This is a genomic window from Arthrobacter sp. KUASC02, assembly GCF_059739395.1.
The window spans coordinates 2,441,661-2,458,485 of sequence record NZ_AP046053.1 but is presented as its reverse complement, the minus strand read 5'-3'; the positions used below and the strand labels follow the sequence as shown (position 1 = coordinate 2,458,485).

At 65.7% G+C, this 16,825-nt stretch carries 17 protein-coding genes and 1 tRNA gene; 12 read left to right on the top strand and 6 right to left on the bottom strand.

Annotated features, from left to right (window positions below; translation table 11 throughout):
• The first annotated feature begins 48 nt into the window (after nucleotides 1–48).
• Together AC6JAC_RS11355 and AC6JAC_RS11350 are read left to right on the top strand one after the other, a co-directional pair.
• On the top strand, nucleotides 49–240 hold the full coding sequence (locus AC6JAC_RS11355; RefSeq protein ID WP_497964720.1) for a hypothetical protein: 192 nt from the start codon (nucleotides 49–51) through the stop codon (nucleotides 238–240).
• Nucleotides 230–868, top strand: coding sequence for a hypothetical protein (locus AC6JAC_RS11350; protein ID WP_197024871.1), 639 nt, complete (start codon nucleotides 230–232; stop codon nucleotides 866–868). The genes AC6JAC_RS11355 and AC6JAC_RS11350 overlap by 11 nt, the downstream gene beginning before the upstream one ends.
• 98 nt (nucleotides 869–966) lie before the next feature.
• On the opposite strand, the gene AC6JAC_RS11345 is transcribed toward AC6JAC_RS11350, so the two are convergent.
• The 3 genes from AC6JAC_RS11345 to AC6JAC_RS11335 form a co-directional block, all read right to left on the bottom strand.
• Nucleotides 967–1,980, bottom strand: coding sequence for a DUF808 domain-containing protein (locus tag AC6JAC_RS11345; RefSeq protein WP_028269229.1), 1,014 nt, complete (start codon nucleotides 1,978–1,980; stop codon nucleotides 967–969).
• A complete protein-coding gene (locus tag AC6JAC_RS11340; RefSeq protein ID WP_028269228.1) occupies nucleotides 1,977–2,303 on the bottom strand; it encodes a hypothetical protein in 327 nt (108 codons plus the stop codon). The genes AC6JAC_RS11345 and AC6JAC_RS11340 overlap by 4 nt, the downstream gene beginning before the upstream one ends.
• A gap of 185 nt (nucleotides 2,304–2,488) precedes the next feature.
• Nucleotides 2,489–2,571: transfer RNA gene (locus AC6JAC_RS11335), tRNA-Leu, on the bottom strand.
• Nucleotides 2,572–2,736: 165 nt separating this feature from the next.
• On the opposite strand from AC6JAC_RS11335, the gene AC6JAC_RS11330 reads away from it, so the two are divergent.
• Together AC6JAC_RS11330 and AC6JAC_RS11325 are read left to right on the top strand one after the other, a co-directional pair.
• Complete coding sequence (locus tag AC6JAC_RS11330; protein ID WP_028269227.1) at nucleotides 2,737–4,041, top strand: M20/M25/M40 family metallo-hydrolase; 1,305 nt, start codon at nucleotides 2,737–2,739, stop codon at nucleotides 4,039–4,041.
• A 46-nt stretch (nucleotides 4,042–4,087) separates the two neighbouring features.
• Complete coding sequence (locus tag AC6JAC_RS11325) at nucleotides 4,088–5,251, top strand: acyl-CoA dehydrogenase family protein (protein ID WP_028269226.1); 1,164 nt, start codon at nucleotides 4,088–4,090, stop codon at nucleotides 5,249–5,251.
• A gap of 63 nt (nucleotides 5,252–5,314) precedes the next feature.
• Here the strand turns inward: AC6JAC_RS11325 and AC6JAC_RS11320 are convergent, their stop codons facing one another.
• Nucleotides 5,315–5,548, bottom strand: a complete 234-nt coding sequence (locus AC6JAC_RS11320) for a DUF5703 family protein (RefSeq protein ID WP_028269225.1) — start codon at nucleotides 5,546–5,548, stop codon at nucleotides 5,315–5,317.
• A 39-nt stretch (nucleotides 5,549–5,587) separates the two neighbouring features.
• Between AC6JAC_RS11320 and AC6JAC_RS11315 the strand changes: the two genes are divergently transcribed.
• A complete protein-coding gene (locus AC6JAC_RS11315) occupies nucleotides 5,588–5,854 on the top strand; it encodes a hypothetical protein (protein WP_028269224.1) in 267 nt (88 codons plus the stop codon).
• 47 nt (nucleotides 5,855–5,901) lie between these two features.
• Here AC6JAC_RS11315 and AC6JAC_RS11310 read toward each other — a convergent pair whose 3' ends face one another.
• On the bottom strand, nucleotides 5,902–6,837 hold the full coding sequence (locus AC6JAC_RS11310) for an aldo/keto reductase (RefSeq protein WP_028269223.1): 936 nt from the start codon (nucleotides 6,835–6,837) through the stop codon (nucleotides 5,902–5,904).
• Between the two features lie 52 nt (nucleotides 6,838–6,889).
• Here AC6JAC_RS11310 and AC6JAC_RS11305 point away from each other — a divergent pair, with 52 nt between their 5' ends.
• The gene (locus AC6JAC_RS11305) at nucleotides 6,890–7,723 is read left to right on the top strand and encodes an undecaprenyl-diphosphate phosphatase (RefSeq protein WP_028269222.1); all 834 of its coding nucleotides are present in this window, start codon (nucleotides 6,890–6,892) and stop codon (nucleotides 7,721–7,723) included.
• A gap of 15 nt (nucleotides 7,724–7,738) precedes the next feature.
• Nucleotides 7,739–9,016, top strand: a complete 1,278-nt coding sequence (gene mshC, locus AC6JAC_RS11300) for a cysteine--1-D-myo-inosityl 2-amino-2-deoxy-alpha-D-glucopyranoside ligase (RefSeq protein WP_028269221.1) — start codon at nucleotides 7,739–7,741, stop codon at nucleotides 9,014–9,016.
• Nucleotides 9,017–9,048: 32 nt separating this feature from the next.
• Here the strand turns inward: mshC and AC6JAC_RS11295 are convergent, their stop codons facing one another.
• Nucleotides 9,049–9,954, bottom strand: a complete 906-nt coding sequence (locus AC6JAC_RS11295) for a PAC2 family protein (protein WP_028269220.1) — start codon at nucleotides 9,952–9,954, stop codon at nucleotides 9,049–9,051.
• A 164-nt stretch (nucleotides 9,955–10,118) separates the two neighbouring features.
• Between AC6JAC_RS11295 and AC6JAC_RS11290 the strand changes: the two genes are divergently transcribed.
• The 5 genes from AC6JAC_RS11290 to dop all read left to right on the top strand — a co-directional run bounded on the left by AC6JAC_RS11290 (nucleotide 10,119) and on the right by dop (nucleotide 16,765).
• Nucleotides 10,119–10,880, top strand: a complete 762-nt coding sequence (locus AC6JAC_RS11290; protein ID WP_051628659.1) for an HAD family hydrolase — start codon at nucleotides 10,119–10,121, stop codon at nucleotides 10,878–10,880.
• Complete coding sequence (locus tag AC6JAC_RS11285; RefSeq protein WP_028269218.1) at nucleotides 10,849–12,060, top strand: site-2 protease family protein; 1,212 nt, start codon at nucleotides 10,849–10,851, stop codon at nucleotides 12,058–12,060. The genes AC6JAC_RS11290 and AC6JAC_RS11285 overlap by 32 nt, the downstream gene beginning before the upstream one ends.
• Before the next feature lie 103 nt (nucleotides 12,061–12,163).
• Nucleotides 12,164–13,231 carry a tRNA (adenine-N1)-methyltransferase gene (locus tag AC6JAC_RS11280; protein WP_028269217.1) on the top strand — a complete coding sequence of 356 codons (1,068 nt, stop codon included), beginning with the start codon at nucleotides 12,164–12,166 and terminating at the stop codon, nucleotides 13,229–13,231.
• An 82-nt stretch (nucleotides 13,232–13,313) separates the two neighbouring features.
• Nucleotides 13,314–15,095 carry a proteasome ATPase gene (arc, locus tag AC6JAC_RS11275; RefSeq protein WP_028269216.1) on the top strand — a complete coding sequence of 594 codons (1,782 nt, stop codon included), beginning with the start codon at nucleotides 13,314–13,316 and terminating at the stop codon, nucleotides 15,093–15,095.
• Complete coding sequence (dop, locus tag AC6JAC_RS11270) at nucleotides 15,092–16,765, top strand: depupylase/deamidase Dop (RefSeq protein ID WP_028269215.1); 1,674 nt, start codon at nucleotides 15,092–15,094, stop codon at nucleotides 16,763–16,765. The genes arc and dop overlap by 4 nt, the downstream gene beginning before the upstream one ends.
• Nucleotides 16,766–16,825: the final 60 nt, after the last annotated feature.

Here is a 16,825-nt window from a genome sequence, read left to right as displayed (position 1 = left end):
GTACTTTTGACTCTGGGGATCGTTGCCCCTGAGCACCACACTGGTGCAATGAGTGTGGTCCTGACGCTGATTCCCCCGGTTGAACCCAACGCGGGCGCCAACCGGGCCTTGCGTCCGGACCGTCCCCGGATCCGCCTGGTGCTCGCAGCCTTCCTCATAGTCGGGGCGCTCGTGCATCTGGCCGGCAAGGCACGGGCGGGGCTCGCCTGGGAACCCGGAAAGGATCCCCATGCCCAGTGACCTGCCCTGGGCGGCTCGACTCGGGGTCACGCTCGTGGCCGTGTCCGCCCTGCTCCTCGCAGGGTGCTCCCGGCCTCCGGGCCAAAGCGGGCCGTCGTCATCGGCTGCGCCCTCGTCCGGCACGGGCAGCCCGGCCTGCAATCTCATTACCCCGGACATCGCGGCGAAGGTCGAACCCGGGCTGATCCCTGTGGGCCAGAACAGCCCGGCAAGGCCGCCCGGCAGCAAGGCCTACCTGTGCACCTATTCCAGCAAGTCAAAGGAGGGAGGCCTGACGGCACTGTCAGTGGCACTCACGTCCCCCGCTTCGGCCGCCGACATCTCCAGAGCCAAGTCAACGGCCGACTGCTCACCCGTCACCGGCATCGGCGACTTCGCATGCCTGCAGTGGACGGGATACTTCCGAGGTGAGGCCGGTGGCGCCTCCGCGAACGTCGTCCTCATGGCTGTCCGGGGCAACGAGACCCTCGAGATGCCCTACGTGGCTTCACCGCCCATGCCTGGTTCCGGCGTCCCGGACGGCGACACGATGGCCCGCGCGCTCTCGCAGGCAGCAGTGGACGCCGGCTGGGGCAACGGCACGGCACTCAGCGTCCCCTCCGCTCCGCCGATGGGTTCGACGCGGTAAGCCGCATCGGGATGCCTCCGTGCGGGCTGGCTTCCGTCGCTGACCTGTGCGAGGAGTTCCGCTAAAGAACCCGGCGACACCGTCCCGTTCGGCGCGCGCTACGAGGCGGAGTCGGCGCTGCGTTTCACTGGACGCTCGCCCGCACCGCCGTCCCCTTCGGGTCCGTTCTTCTTTTTGCCGAACGGCAGCGCCTTCACCAGGGGGCCCACAACTGCCATGACGACGAGGCCCCAGGCGATACCGAGGACGGCCGAGCACAGAGTGTTCACGAGCCAGGCCAGAAAGCCGCCTGCCACAGCGATCCCGGCGAAGGGGTGCTCGAGGACATGGACCAGGTCGTAGGGCGCGTGCCAGCCGAGGTCGTATGCTCCCTGCAGCATGATGTGCCCGCCGACCCACAGCATGGCGACCGTCCCGACCACGGTTATCGCTCCCAGCACCGAGGGCATGCCCTTGACGAGCAGCTCGCCGACGCGCCGGGATCCTGCGGAGTCCCTGGCCGCCAGGTGCAGGCCGACGTCGTCCATTTTGACGATGAGTGCGACGGCACCGTACACCGCCACCGTGATCAGCAGAGCCACGACGACGAGGATGAGCGCCCGGACCCACAGGGACTCGGCGGCCACCTCGTTCATGGAGATGACCATGATCTCGCAGGACAGGATGAAGTCGGTGGTGATGGCGCCCTTGATGACAGTGGCCTCCGCCGCAGGTCCCCGTTCGACCGCCGGGGTATCTTCTTCGGCGGAGTGGTGGCCGCGGAGTTTGTGCCAGACCTTCTCGGCACCCTCATAGCAGAGGTAGGTGCCACCCAGCATGAGGATGAACGGGATGGCTCCCGGAAGGAAGGCACTGACGGCCAGCAATGCCGGCAGAATGATCAGCAGCTTGTTCCGGAGCGATCCCCAGAAGATCTTCTTGATCATCGGCAGTTCACGGGAAGGGTCCGCACCGGATACGTACTGCGGGGTGACGGCGGCGTCGTCAATCACTACGCCGGCGGCCTTTGCCCCGGCCTTGGCGGCGCCGGCAGCGACGTCGTCCACGGAGGCGGCCGCTATGCGGGCAATGGCTGCGATGTCGTCCAGCAGGGCGACAAGGCCGCCGCTCACTGGGGGCTCCCGGACGGCTTGAGGTTGGGCTGCTGGGCATGGAGGCCTCGGTCGAGGCGCGTGATCGGCATGCAAAGATTATATGAGGGCTCACCGGGCAGGGCAGTGCCGGCGTACCGGGCCTGGAACCTGTAGGCGTAGGCGGTCCCCTCTTCGACCGTGACAGCCGGCCCTTTCTCCTCCTCCCGCACCGTCAGTTCGGCGGCCAGGAGTAGCCCCGGTTTTGCCGCCCGGCAACTGCTTGCCAGGTCGTTGGCTTCCTCTGCCTCGCTGGATCTGTCGCGGCCGGCGTCGCTGACACTGTCAGTGCCCGGGGCCCACATGTTTCTGACATATTAGTGCGCTGTCAAAGGCAGCTGGGGCTGCGTCGAGGCGCTGGCGGTCAGCGTCGCGGCGAAACCCCTCGCACCTGTCGCTCATCCATCACAACGTGGTTGGCTACGGGGTTCGCGTGGTTGGAGACAGAAAAAAACCCCCGGAATCCTTGGATTCCGGGGGTTTTCCCTTGTGCGCGGAGGGGGACTTGAACCCCCACCCCCTTTCGAGGACTAGCACCTCAAGCTAGCGCGTCTGCCATTCCGCCACCCGCGCAGGTGGTAATTCGGAGATTGTTTCCGCCTTTCAGCGTTTTGGATTTCTCCGAAGCAGCGAGAAAGACTCTAGCACGACTTTTCGGGAAACAAATAATCGAGGGTTGGAGGGGGCTTGTGGGTAGGCTGAAACCAGCAATCAGGCCGCCCCCACGAGGAGTGAAACATGACTGAAGTACGCCCCGAGGATGAAGTCGTCAGGATCTGCCAGGAACTGATCCGGATCGACACTTCGAACTACGGCGACGGAACAGGACCGGGGGAGCGCGCGGCCGCGGAATACACCGCCGGCCTCATCACCGAAGTGGGGCTGGACGCGGAGATCTTCGAATCGGCACCCGGCCGCGCGAATGTTGTCACCCGGATTGCGGGCGAGGACCCGTCGGCCAGCGCCCTGGTGGTTCACGGGCACCTGGACGTTGTACCGGCACTCCGGGAACAGTGGTCAGTGGATCCCTTCGGCGCGGAACTCAAGGACGGCTTGATCTGGGGCCGCGGAGCCGTGGATATGAAGGACATGGACGCCATGATCCTCTCCGTCATGCGGAATTTTGCCCGGACCGGGCGCAAACCCAAGCGCGACCTGATCTTCGCATTCTTCGCCGACGAGGAGGCCGGCGGAACCTACGGCGCCCGCTACGCCGTCGATAAGCGCCCCGAACTTTTCGACGGCGCCACCGAGGCGATCTCTGAAGTCGGCGGCTTCTCCGCCACCATTGGCGGCCAACGGACGTACCTCCTGCAAACCGCGGAAAAGGGTCTCTCCTGGCTGCGGCTGGTGGCCCACGGCCGTGCGGGCCACGGTTCGCAGATCAACACCGACAATGCGGTGACACGCCTCGCCAGCGCAGTGTCACGTATCGGCGAGTACAAGTGGCCGGTGGAGTTGACGCCCACCACCCGGCAGTTCCTTGACGGCGTGACGGAACTCACGGGCGTGGAATTCGATCCGGACGATCCGGACAAGCTCCTCAAGGAGCTCGGAACCGTGGCGCGCTTCGTGGGCGCCACGCTGCAGAACACCACCAACCCGACGCTCCTCAAGGGCGGGTACAAGCACAACGTCATTCCCGAGTCGGCCGAGGCACTGGTGGATTGCCGGACACTGCCGGGCCAGGAACAGCAGGTGCTGGAGATCGTCAGGGAGCTGGCCGGCAAGGGCGTCGAGGTTTCTTACGTCCACAACGACGTTTCGCTCGAGGTGCCCTTTGCCGGAAACCTGGTGGACTCCATGATCGACGCCCTGCACGCCGAGGACCCCGGCGCCAAGGTCCTTCCCTACACGCTGTCCGGTGGTACGGACAACAAGTCCCTGAGCAGGCTGGGTATCACCGGGTACGGCTTTGCCCCGCTCCAGCTCCCGGACGAGCTCGATTTCACCGGCATGTTCCACGGCGTGGACGAACGGGTCCCCGCAGACTCACTCAAATTCGGCGCCCGGGTGCTGGACAGGCTGTTGACCACCTACTGAGCCCGCCCTGTTCCCAAAGCCACAGAAAGCTGAAGTAAGCCACGCCATGACACCGGACCAGATCCTCACCGAGCCCCTGCTGGAACGCATCCGGGCGCGTGCCGCACGCTACGACCGGGAGAACGCCTTCTTCACCGAGGATCTGGAGGAACTCGCCGCAGCGGGATACCTCAAGATGTTTGTTCCAGCGTCCGACGGCGGTCTGGGCCTTGGGCTGGCAGATGCAGCTCAGCTGCAGCGGAGGCTTGCGACGGCGGCCCCCGCCACCGCGCTGGCGGTCAACATGCACCTGGTGTGGACCGGCGTCGCCCATGTGCTGGCAGCCCGCGGCGATTCGTCGCTGGACTTTGTCCTCCACGAGGCCGCGCAGGGGGAGATCTTCGCGTTCGGAAATTCGGAGGCCGGCAACGATTCGGTGCTGTTCGATTCACGGACGGCGGCCACCCCGCATGCCGACGGCAGCTACAGCTTCACCGGGCGGAAGATCTTTACCAGCCTCTCTCCTGCGTGGACCAGGCTCGGGATCTTCGGCAAGGACATTTCGGCCCGGGCAGGCGAAGGCGAACTGGTCCACGGATTCATCGCCAGGGACACCGCCGGCTACGAGATCCTTAGCGACTGGGACACCCTGGGCATGAGGGCCAGCCAGTCGAACACCACGGTGCTGGACGGCGCGGTGGTGCCCGCGGGCAGGATCTTCCGGAAACTTCCCGTGGGACCGAACGCGGACCCCTTGATATTCGCGATCTTCGCCTGTTTCGAGACCCTGCTGGCCGCTGTCTACACCGGCCTGGGAGAGCGTGCACTGGAGTTGGGCGTCGACGCCGTCAAACGCCGGACGTCCTTCAAGAACGACGGGCGGAGCTACGCGCAGGATCCAGACATCCGGTGGAAGGTGGCGGAGGCCGCCATGGCGATGGACGCCCTCTATCCGCAGCTGGCCGAACTCTCCCGCGATGTTGATGGCCTGGCCGATCACGGCGGCCAGTGGTTTCCCCGGCTCGTTGGCCTCAAGGTCCAGGCCACGGAAACTGCGCGCACGGTGGTGGACCTGGCAATCCGGGTCTCGGGAGGCTCCAGCTACTTCCGGGGGAGTGAACTCGAACGGCTCTACCGCGACGTACTGGCCGGGATTTTCCACCCTTCGGACGACGAGTCGGCGCACAACACCGTGGCCAATGCCTGGCTCGGGCCATTGGAGACCCCGTAGCACCGCCCGCACTCTAAAGCGCGGGCACCGATAACCGGCACCTGCTAATCGGGGCGCTGGACGCTATACCGTCCGCTGGACCTGGATGACTTTCCGGCGGAGCCAGAAGCGCCGCCCGCCACCCAGATAGAGGACGCTGCGCTCCAGTTCCCACTTGCCGTATTCGGAGTGTTCAACCAGGCGCCGCCGGGCTTCCGGCAGCGAATCCTCAGGGCTGACCGTCAGTACGAGGTACTCGTACTGCCTCGCGTAGTCCCGCTCCCGCTGGACTGAACTGCTCAGAAAATGTTCTTTCATTGCTCTCCATTTTCGTCCATTTCCGACTAACGTGAAGTCATGAGCATCGATCCGCGTGTCGCGCTTCAGTCCCTGACCACAGCCCTTGAAGAACACCTGATCGCAGCCTCCGCACGGCGGGGCGAGGGAGACCCAACGGTCGAAGCGGCGTTCTTTGCCGTTGCTGATGCCTTCGAAGTCTATGACGATTCACTCTACGAGGCCTATGGCGAAGTGACTCCGCTGGAGGTTATCGACGATGTGGATGACGACGACGATGAGCAGGATGCCGAGGACGACGAGGACCTGGAAATCGTCCAGGACTGACCAGTAGCCCGGCTCCGGCCGGACTCCATGCTCACAGGCCGGACTGCCTACTCCGGCGCGGAAACGTCTTCCAGCGCCCGGGCGATTTCCGCAGGAACGTGGGTCAGTTGTGCGTCCAGGATCTCCTTGAGCTGCACGGGGGACCTGGCACCCACGATTGCGGTGGCCACGCCGTGCTGCGACAGCAGCCAGCTCAGGGCAACATCGACCGGTGACCGGCCGAGTCCCCGCGCGGCCATCGCCACGGCCTCAACAATCCTGGACGCAGGCTGACCCAGATACGGCTCCACGTAGCTGGCCAGCCGCTTCTGTGAAGCCCGCGAATCCGCCGGAATGTGTCCGCGGTACTTGCCGCTCAGCACTCCGCGGCCCAGGGGTGCCCAGGCAAACAAGCCCAGGCCTGCGTCCTCGATGGCCGGAATCAGCTCGGATTCAGGCTTCCGTTGCAGCAACGAGTACTCCGACTGGCTGGCCACCAGCGGGAAGCCGGCCACCGCGGCAGCCTTGGCCGTCTGCCAGCCTGTGAAGTTCGACACACCGGCATACCGGGCGCGGCCCGTGCGCACGGCAAATTCCAGGGCCGACAGCGTCTCCTCCAGGGGGACGTTGGCATCCCATGCCTGCGCAAACCAGATGTCGACATAATCGGTGCCGAGCCGGGCGAGGCTGGCATCGAGCCCGGACAGCATCCCGTTACGGGAGGTGTCTACGCTCCGCCGGCCGTCCGACGTCGAAATTCCCGCCTTGGTGGAAATCACGACTTCCGAACGGGAGACGACGTCGCCCAGCATGGACCCCAGGAGGGCCTCCGCCTGGCCGTCTGCGTAGGACGCTGCAGTGTCGATCAGGGTTCCGCCGGCGTCAACGAACGAACGCAGCAGCTCGGAGGCGTCCTGCTCATCCGTCTCCCGTGCCCACGACATGGTTCCAAGGGAGAGTGAGGACACGCGCAACCCACTGTTGCCGACATAACGCTGCTGCATAGCAGTTAGCTTACGGGGATTCACCCTGCTCCATGACGTAGGGTCTATAAACGTGAACTGGTTTGAAGCGGCCCTGCTGGGTCTTGTCCAAGGGCTGACCGAATTCCTCCCGATTTCCTCAAGCGCCCACCTGCGCATCGTCGGTTCTTTCCTTCCCAATGCGGCGGACCCGGGAGCGGCGTTTACGGCCATCACGCAGCTCGGAACCGAGACCGCCGTGATCATCTACTTCTGGCGGGACATCGTCCGGATCGTCAAGGCCTGGTTCGGCTCCCTGACGCGGCGCGTACCGTCGAACGACCCGGATGCCCGCATGGGCTGGCTGGTGATCCTGGGCAGCCTTCCCATCATCGTCCTCGGCCTGATCTTCCAGGACCAGATTGAGTCAGTTCTCCGCAGCCTCTGGATCGTGGCCACCATGCTCATCGTTTTCGGCCTGATCCTCGCCGTGGCGGATGCTGTAGGCCGCCAGGAACGCGACCTGACGAACCTGACGTACAAGCACGGCATCCTCTACGGGTTCGCGCAGGCCATGGCGCTCATCCCCGGCGTGTCGCGGTCCGGCGGAACCATTACGGCCGGCCTGCTGATGGGATACACCCGCGAAGCAGCGGCCCGGTATTCGTTCCTCCTGGCCATTCCGGCAGTGTTCGGCAGCGGCCTCTACCAGCTGTACAAGGTCGTCTCCAAGGAAGGGATCACGGGGCCCTACGGCCTGCCGGAAACAGCTTTGGCCACCGTGATCGCCCTTGTGGTCGGCTACGTCATCATCGGCTGGTTCCTGAAGTTCGTCTCCACCCGCAGCTACCGGCTCTTCGTCTGGTACCGCATTTTCCTGGGCCTGGCGTTGTACTTGCTGCTCGGTTTCAATGTCATCAGCGCCTAGCACTAGGCTTGGTCTGTGAAATCCTGGATCTCCCGCCCTGTCCCTCAGCTCCCGGGCCGAATGCCCGCTGTTCGGATTTTCGACACCGCCGAGGGGGCATACAGCACCCTTGCGGCGACCGGTGAGCAATCACTTTATGTCTGCGGAATCACCCCGTATGACGCCACCCACATGGGGCACGCGGCCAGCTATGTCGCCTTCGACCTGCTGAACCGTGCGTGGCGGGACGGCGGCCAGCGCGTCGCCTATGTCCAGAACGTGACCGACGTCGACGACCCCCTGCTCGAGCGGGCAACCGCCACGGGCGTGGACTGGCGCGACCTGGCCGCGAGCCAGATCGATCTCTTCCAGACCGACATGGCGGCCCTCAACGTCCTGGCGCCGGACCACTACGTGGGGGCAGTCGAGTCCATCCCGGAAATCGTTCCCGCGATCGAACGCCTCCTGCACCTGGGCCTGGCCTACCGCGTCGCCGGCACCGCCGGCGAGCCGGACGGCGACGTCTATTACGACGTCGAGGCCGCCGGCAAGCAGTCAGCAGAGGCCGGTGCCTGGACACTGGGATCGGTGTCGGGACTCTCCGAAACCGAGATGCTTGAACTCTTCGCCGAACGCGGCGGGGACCCCGGCCGCGGAGGCAAGCGGCAGGCCCTGGACCCGCTGCTTTGGCGCGTGGCCCGCGACGGCGAACCCAGCTGGCCCGGCGGCGAACTGGGGGAGGGCCGGCCCGGCTGGCACATTGAATGCACGGTCATCGCGCAGAAATACCTGCCTGCGCCGTTCACCGTCCAGGGCGGCGGCTCAGACCTGATCTTCCCGCATCACGAAATGGGCGCGGGCCACGCCTATTCACTGGCCGGGGTTCCCCTGGCGCAGCACTTCGCCCACGCCGGGATGGTGGGACTCGACGGCGAAAAGATGAGCAAGTCCAAGGGAAACCTGGTGCTCGTGTCCAAGCTCCGGGCTGCCGGCGAGGAACCCGCGGCCATCCGCCTCGCAATCCTGGCCCACCATTACCGCACTGACTGGTCCTGGACCGACGCCGGCTTCGCCGAAGCGAAGGCCAGGCTGGAGGAGTGGCGCAGTGCGCTGGCCACGGCCCCGGAAGGATCAGCCGCCGCCCTTATCGCCGAAATGCGGGCCCAGCTCGCGGACGACCTCAATGCCCCCGGCGCGCTCTCGGCCGTGGACCGCTGGGCCGCCGACGCGCGGAAGCAGCAGCTTGCCGGCTCGCCGATGGACCAGGCGCTGGTGAGTGACGCCGTCAACGCACTGCTCGGCGTCGAACTCTAGACCCCGCGTCTGATTTCAGACCCCGCCAGGCCCTACTGCTTGTCCTTGCCGCGTCGCTTGAGGTACCGCTCGAATTCGCGGGCGATCGACTCCCCGCTCGCTTCGGGAAGGTCCGCGGTGTCCTTGGCCTCTTCGAGTTGCCGCACGTAAGCGGCAATCTCCGGGTCTTCGGTGGCGAGCTCGTCCACCCCGCGCTCCCAGGCGTCCGCCTCTTCCGCAAGTTCGTGCGTGTCGAGCGGCACCTGGAGCAACTCCTCAATCCGGTGAAGGAGGGCGAGCTGCGCCTTGGGCGAAGGTGCCTGGGCGACGTAGTGCGGCACTGCAGCCCAGAGGGACACGGTGGGCAGCCCGGCCAGCAGTGCCACTTCCGAGAGCACGCCGACAATGCCCACCGGGCCCTCGTACTGGGACGCCTCCAGGTTCATCCGCTCCCGCAGGGCGCTGTCGTCCGTGGACGTGCTCACCGGGATCGGACGGCTGTGGGGCACGTCGGCGAGCAGGGCGCCCACCAGGATGACGTAGTCCACGTGCAGCGCCTCGGCATGCACCAGCAGCTCAGCCGTGTAGGCCCGCCACTTGTAGGACGGCTCGGTGCCCTGGACAAAAATCACATCGACGTTCGCGTCCGGGGCACTGGCCTTGTAGATCCGCGTGGACGGCCATTTGATTTTGCGTTCCCCGGATGAGGTCCGGCGGATGGTGGGCCTTGTGAACTGGAAATCGTAATATTCGTCGGCGTCTATCGAGGCCACCTTCTTGCCGCCCCACAGTTTGTTCAGGTAGCGCAGGGCGTCGCTCGCGGCTTCACCGGCATCGTTCCACCCCTCGAAGGCGGCGAGCATTACAGTGATGCGCTGGCCTTCTGGCACGGGCTGCAGCAGCCGTTCCGGCTCGGGCGTGGCACCCGGTTCGCTGGTGTCTCCGTCGAAGCTATTCATTTCTTCACCCTACGTCCAAGACCCCGCCGGGTGCATGGAATGAAGCGCCACAAATCTTCGGCGGGCCGCATCCGGACCGCGGCAGCGCCGGGGTGTCCTGCAGGATATTCGCCAAGGGCGTAGTGCCGGCCTGCTGCGGATGTCAGCACCGTAGACTTGGAGCCATGCGATCCTCAGCCTCCCAGCCCCTTCTCAAAGCCGCTTTATGGGACATGGATGGCACCATCGTCGACACCGAACCGTACTGGATCGAAGCCGAGCATGCGCTGGTCGCAGCCCATGGCGGGCAGTGGTCCCATGCCCAGGCGATGCAGCTCGTGGGACAGTCCCTGGTTTTCTCCGCCGGTGTCCTCCAGAAGGCCGGAGTGAAGCTCGAGGCCCGTGAGATTATCGATTCACTGACGGCCCAGGTGGTCAGCAAAGTCCGCAAGTCCGTTCCGTGGCGGCCCGGGGCCCGCGAACTGCTGGACCAGCTTCACGCGGAAGGCGTCCGGTGCGCTCTGGTGACGATGTCCGAGGGCCCCCTGGCGCGCGAGGTGGTCGCGGCACTGCCGAAGCCCTACTTCGAATTCCTGGTCACCGGGGACACCGTCACGCACGGAAAGCCCCACCCGGAGGCATACCTCAAAGCAGTTGAACTGCTCCAGCAGGAAGACCCGGCGCTCACCGTCCACCACTGCGTGGCGCTGGAAGACTCGGCACCGGGGGTCGCGGCCGCCATGGCCTCCGGAGTGGCCACTGTGGCCATCCCGCACATCGTTCCGCTGCCCGCCGACCCCGCCAGGGCAACATGGCATTCCCTGGAAGGACGCACCGTGAGCGACCTGCAGCAACTGGTGGCCCGCCGGGCCGACTTCCCGGCCGACTTCCCGGCCGGGAACATCGGCCTGGAGGATGCAACCGTCCGGAGCCACGGCCTTGACTGAACCTACACGCGGCGCGGACCCGAAGGCACCCAACGGCCGCAGGGAAGGCATCTCACTGGGCCGCATCGCGGGGATCCGGGTGGTCCTGGCATACTCGTGGTTCATCATCGCCGCGTTCACGGTGATCGTCTACGGGCCGGTACTCGAAGGCCAATACCCGGACATGGGCATCGCCGCCTATTACGTGGCCTTCGCGTATGCGCTGCTCCTGCTTATCTCAGTCCTGGTCCATGAGCTTGCGCACGCCCTGACGGCCAAGATCTTCCACTGGCCCACGGAAAAAATCGTACTCAACCTCTGGGGCGGCCACACCCAGTTCGAGGGCTTTACCGCCACGCCCGGACGCTCGGTGCTGGTGGCCATGGCGGGGCCCGCTGCGAACCTGGCACTGGCCGGCGCCGGCTGGCTGTATATCCTCGCCGCGGACCCCTCCGGCGTGGTCGGCATCTTGTCCAACATCTTTGTCTGGGCGAACATGCTCATCGGCATCTTCAACGTCCTGCCGGGGCTGCCACTGGACGGCGGCCGCCTCGTGGAGTCCGCCGTCTGGAAAGCCACCGGCAGCCAGGAAAAGGGCACCGTCGCCGCGGGCTGGGCGGGCAGGATCATCGTCATTGGCCTCGCGGTCTGGTTCGTCCTGCTCCCGCTGGCGCGCGGTGACCGCCCAGACGTGTCGCTGATGCTCATCACGGTGCTGGTGGGCAGCTTCCTCTGGATGGGGGCCTCGGCTTCCATCCAGCACGGACGGCTCCGCAGCCGGCTGCACCTGGTGAACGCCGCCGCCCTCGCCGACCCGGCCGTTGGAATCCCGGAATCATCCACGGTGGCCGACATCCTCCGGCTGTCCCCCCAGGGAACTCCGGTAATTGTCCTGTGCGGACCGGACGGGCGGCCCGCCGGAGTCGTCTCCGATGTCGCCGTCGCGTCCGTCCCTGCGGCGTCGGCAGCCGTGACGCCGGCCACCGCGGTTTCGCACGCCCTTGGCGCAGGCGCCTACGTGCCCGAGTGGTCCCAGGGGCAGGAACTCGTGCAGTTCCTTGCCCAGCTTGAAGGCCAGGAGTACGCAGTGGTCGATCACCACGGCAGAGTGACCGGCCTGCTCCGCCAATCCGCCGTAGTGACCGCCATTACAGGCAAGGAAATGCGCCGCAGCGGGCGCGCCAAGGCGCAGAACCGGTAGAGTTACCTGCCGGTCGTGAAATACCGGCGCCCCGGGCCCGGCGACTGATGCCGGGCCATCCTGATGCACGGCCACACAGGTTTACAAAAGCGAGGAATATTCCATGAGCAGCGAAACTGCCGCCAACAACATCACGCCGGTCGACACCGCAGACGCCGCCGGCACCACCGGGGCAATGCCGGTGGGTGCTGCCCGGCGTCGCGGACCGTTCCGCGAGGGCGAACGTGTGCAGCTGACTGACGAGCGCGGCCGGATGAACACCATCACTCTGGAGGCCGGCGGAGCATTCCACACCCACCGTGGCTTCCTCAACCATGATGAAATCATCGGCAAGGTGGACGGGTCCGTGGTCACGAACAACGTGGGCCAGCAGTACCAGACCCTTCGGCCGCTGCTCTCGGACTTCGTCCTGTCCATGCCCCGCGGCGCTGCCGTGGTGTACCCCAAGGACGCAGGCCAGATCGTCACCATGGCGGACATCTTCCCCGGCGCCCGCGTGGTGGAGGCGGGCGTCGGTTCAGGCGCGTTGTCGATATCGCTGCTGCGCGCTGTCGGAGACAACGGCTACCTGCACTCCTTCGAACGGCGTGAGGAATTCGCGGACATCGCCCGCGGCAATGTGGAAACGATCTTCGGCGGCCCGCACCCCGCCTGGAAGATTTCCCTCGGCGACTTCCAGGAGGAAGTGGTTCGCAGCGAAGCTCCCGGTTCCGTGGACCGCGTGGTGCTGGACATGCTGGCGCCGTGGGAATGCCTGGACGCGGTGGCCACGGTCCTGGCCCCCGGCGGTGTGTGGATCAACTACGTGGCAACCGTGACGCAGCTGTCCAGGACGGCGGAGGCCATCCGTGCCGACGGCCGTTTCACCGAGCCCGATGCCTGGGAATCCATGGTCCGCGGCTGGCACCTGGAAGGCCTGGCGGTGAGGCCGGACCACCGCATGGTTGCCCACACGGGCTTCCTGCTGGTCACGCGCAGGCTCGCGGACGGTGTCACCGGCATCTCGGTGAAGCGGCGGCCGTCCAAGACGGACTTCAACGAAGAAGACGTCAATGCCTGGACTCCGGGCGCCGTGGGGGAGCGGCTCGTTTCGGACAAGAAACTCCGCCGCGCCGCCCGCGATGCCATTGCCGGAACCAACGTGAAGGACGATCCGGAGGTCACGAACTAGTCCGTATTTCGGATGTCTCCCGCAGTACCCGGCTTCTTGGGGCTATGGTCTTAATAGAAGCGCAGGAAGGGGCTGATGCATGATGGAAACTCCGAACAACGACTCCTCATGGACACCGGACGAGGCCGCAGGGGCTGTGGAACCTGAGAATGCCCGCTATGTGGCCAACGAACTCTCAGTTGCAGACCGGCAAGTGAACATCCTCCGGGACAAACTGCGGCACATAGACCGCCAGCTTGCTGCCGCGACGCAGAACAATTCAAAACTGGTGGGCATGCTGGAAACCGCGAAGGCGGAAATCCTGCGTCTTAAGAACGCCCTGGACCAGGAGGGCCAGCCGCCCTACAGCTTTGGCACCATTCTGCAGCTGAACCCTAAACGGCAGCCCACTGCCGGCAACAGCGGGCAGGCCGCGACGGAAGAATCGGTGGACATCTTCAACGCCGGCCGCAAAATGCGCGTGGGGGTGAGCCCGCTCGTGAACATGAACCAGCTAGCCGTGGGGCAGGAAGTCCTCCTCAACGAAGCCTTGCTGGTGGTGGCCGGCCTCGGCTACGAACGCGCCGGAGAACTGGTCACGCTCAAGGAAATGCTGGGCACGGACCGTGCCCTGGTGGTGGGCCGCGCTGACGAGGAACGCGTCATCCGCCTCTCGGGGGCACTGATGTCGGAGAAGCTCCGCGTCGGCGACGCCCTGTCCATCGATTCCCGGACGGGGTATGCCCTGGAGAAGGTTCCGCGCTCCGAGGTGGAAAACCTGGTACTCGAAGAGGTCCCGGACATCACCTACGAGGACATCGGCGGCCTGGGCCCGCAGATTGAGCAGATCCGGGATGCCGTCGAGCTTCCGTTCCTGCACCCGGACCTCTACCGCGAACACGGCCTGAAGGCTCCCAAGGGAATCCTCCTCTACGGTCCGCCGGGATGCGGCAAGACGCTGATCGCCAAGGCGGTGGCCAATTCACTGGCCGCGCGGGCAGCGGAGCGGACCGGGAACGTGGACCTCAAGAGCTACTTCCTCAACATCAAGGGCCCGGAACTGCTGGACAAATACGTGGGCGAAACGGAGCGGCACATCCGCCTGATCTTCTCCCGTGCACGGGAGAAGGCATCGGACGGCAGCCCCGTCGTCGTGTTCTTTGACGAGATGGACTCGCTGTTCCGCACCCGCGGCACCGGCATTTCCTCCGACGTCGAAACCACCATCGTGCCCCAGCTCCTGAGCGAGATCGACGGTGTTGAACGCCTGGACAACGTCATTGTCATCGGTGCGTCCAACCGCGAGGACATGATCGACCCGGCCATCCTGCGCCCCGGCCGGCTGGACGTCAAGGTCAAGATCCAGCGTCCGGATGCGGAAGCCGCAGCCGACATCTTCTACAAGTACATCACCACGGACCTGCCGTTCCACGAGTCCGACCTCGCCGAACACGGCGGCGACGTGCAGGAAACCGTCGATGCCATGATCCAGCGCACCGTTGAAGCGATGTACTCCACCGAGAAGTCCAACGAGTACCTTGAGGTGACGTACGCCAACGGGGACACCGAGATGCTCTACTTCAAGGACTTCAACTCCGGCGCAGTGGTGCAGAACGTCGTGGACCGTGCCAAGAAGTACGCCATCAAGGACCTCCTGACCACACAGCAAAAGGGCCTTCGCATCGACCACCTGCTGCGCGCCGTCGTCGACGAATTCCGTGAACATGAGGACATGCCCAACACCACCAACCCGGATGACTGGGCACGCATCTCAGGCAAGAAGGGTGAGCGCATCACCTACATCCGCACCATCGTCCAGGGCAAGGCAGGACAGGAGCCCGGTAAGTCCATCGAGACAATGCCCAACACGGGCCAGTACCTGTGACGGCCCGCAGCGGAGGAGCACCGGGCAGCCCGCTCCCTGCAGGCGGGGCAATGCGGGTGATGGGATCAGAAACCGAATACGGCATCCACGCACCGTCGGCGCCCGGCGCCAACGCCACGATGATGTCCGCCCGGGTGATCCAGGCCTACGCCCAGCTGACCCGCCAGCGGGCCGCCGGCGGCGCGGAAACCCGGTGGGACTACACCGACGAGGAACCGCTGCATGATGCCCGCGGCTGGACCCTGGAAAGGAACCAGGCAGACCCCAGCCAGCTGACGGACCAGCCGCCGGTTCTGGATGCCGAGGCGGTGGCACTGGCCTACGGACGGGAAGAACTGGAGCAGGACGGCGAGGACGAAACCGGCTCGCTCCTGATGAATATGGTGCTGGGCAACGGCGCGCGCCTGTACGTGGACCACGCGCATCCCGAATATTCCAGCCCCGAGGTCACGAGTCCCGCGGACGCGGTCACATGGGACGCTGCCGGGGACGTTGTGGCACTCTCCGCGGTGCGCAGGATGGCAGCCGACCCGCAACTGCCGCCGGTGAACCTCTACAAGAACAACACCGACAACAAGTCGGTGTCCTACGGCTCGCACGAGAACTACCTCATGCCGCGCGTGGTCCCCTTTGGCGACATTGTCCGCGGGTTGACGCCGTTCTTCATCACGCGCCAGATCATGTGCGGCGCCGGCCGCGTGGGCATAGGCCAGGACAGCTCCCGCCCGGGGTACCAGATCAGCCAGCGGGCCGATTTCTTCGAGGCGGAGGTGGGCCTGGAGACCACCATCCGCCGGCCCATCATCAACACCCGGGACGAACCGCACGCCACGGCGGACAAGTACCGCCGGCTGCATGTGATCATCGGCGATGCGAACCTCAGCCAGGTGGCCAACTACCTGAAGTTCGGCACCACAGCAATGGTGCTCAGCCTGATCGAGGCCGGGCTCGCTCCGCGCGTCGAAGTCCACGAGCCGGTGGCTGCCCTCCAGGCCGTCAGCCACGACACTTCCCTGACGGCCACCCTCCGGCTTCTGGATGGACGACGGGTCACGGCCCTGGACCTGCAGTGGATCTATTACGAAGCCGCCGCGAAGCTCGCCCAGGACACGGGAGTGGGCGATGCCGTGGACGGAGACGGACATACCCACGCCCTCCTGGAACGCTGGGCGGCTACACTGACTGATCTCGACAGCAACCGGCCGGCCGCCGCCTCCTCCGTGGAGTGGCTGGCCAAGCTTTCCCTGCTGGACGGATACCGGCAGCGGGACGGACTGGAGTGGAACGACGCCCGGCTGGGGCTGGTGGACCTGCAGTGGGCAGACGTCCGGCCGGAAAAGGGGCTCTACCACCGGATGCTTGCCAGGGGCCGCATGGACAGGATCGTCGACGACGAAACGATCGCGCGTGCGGTGACGGAACCGCCGTCGGACACGCGCGCGTTCTTCCGGGGGCGCTGCGTCAGCAGCTTCAGCAAAGACGTTGTGGGCGCCAGCTGGGACTCGGTGATCTTCGATGTCCCCGGCCACGGACGCCTCCAGCGCGTGCCCACCCGCGAGCCGCTGAGGGGAACGGAGGCCCTCACCGGAGGCCTGTTCGCGAGGCACAGGGACGCCGGATCGTTCCTGGCCGAATTGCTCGGACAAACTCCGCCTCCGCCACCGGCATAAAGCACCCCACCACGGCAAAAGGCGTGGCAATATGGGGCTTACAGGATGTCCCCTCTCATC

Bases quoted from the DNA above. Each gene is read 5' to 3' on its own strand.
- AC6JAC_RS11285 (WP_028269218.1), top strand. From the start codon at position 10,849: ATGCAACCGTCCGGAGCCACGGCCTTGACTGAACCTACACGCGGCGCG.
- AC6JAC_RS11330 (WP_028269227.1), top strand. From the start codon at position 2,737: ATGACTGAAGTACGCCCCGAGGATGAAGTCGTCAGGATCTGCCAGGAA.
- AC6JAC_RS11315 (WP_028269224.1), top strand. From the start codon at position 5,588: ATGAGCATCGATCCGCGTGTCGCGCTTCAGTCCCTGACCACAGCCCTT.
- AC6JAC_RS11355 (WP_497964720.1), top strand. From the start codon at position 49: ATGAGTGTGGTCCTGACGCTGATTCCCCCGGTTGAACCCAACGCGGGC.
- AC6JAC_RS11320 (WP_028269225.1), bottom strand. From the start codon at position 5,548: ATGAAAGAACATTTTCTGAGCAGTTCAGTCCAGCGGGAGCGGGACTAC.
- AC6JAC_RS11290 (WP_051628659.1), top strand. From the start codon at position 10,119: ATGCGATCCTCAGCCTCCCAGCCCCTTCTCAAAGCCGCTTTATGGGAC.
- AC6JAC_RS11280 (WP_028269217.1), top strand. From the start codon at position 12,164: ATGAGCAGCGAAACTGCCGCCAACAACATCACGCCGGTCGACACCGCA.
- AC6JAC_RS11325 (WP_028269226.1), top strand. From the start codon at position 4,088: ATGACACCGGACCAGATCCTCACCGAGCCCCTGCTGGAACGCATCCGG.
- AC6JAC_RS11350 (WP_197024871.1), top strand. From the start codon at position 230: ATGCCCAGTGACCTGCCCTGGGCGGCTCGACTCGGGGTCACGCTCGTG.
- arc (WP_028269216.1), top strand. From the start codon at position 13,314: ATGGAAACTCCGAACAACGACTCCTCATGGACACCGGACGAGGCCGCA.
- AC6JAC_RS11310 (WP_028269223.1), bottom strand. From the start codon at position 6,837: ATGCAGCAGCGTTATGTCGGCAACAGTGGGTTGCGCGTGTCCTCACTC.
- AC6JAC_RS11340 (WP_028269228.1), bottom strand. From the start codon at position 2,303: ATGTGGGCCCCGGGCACTGACAGTGTCAGCGACGCCGGCCGCGACAGA.
- AC6JAC_RS11295 (WP_028269220.1), bottom strand. From the start codon at position 9,954: ATGAATAGCTTCGACGGAGACACCAGCGAACCGGGTGCCACGCCCGAG.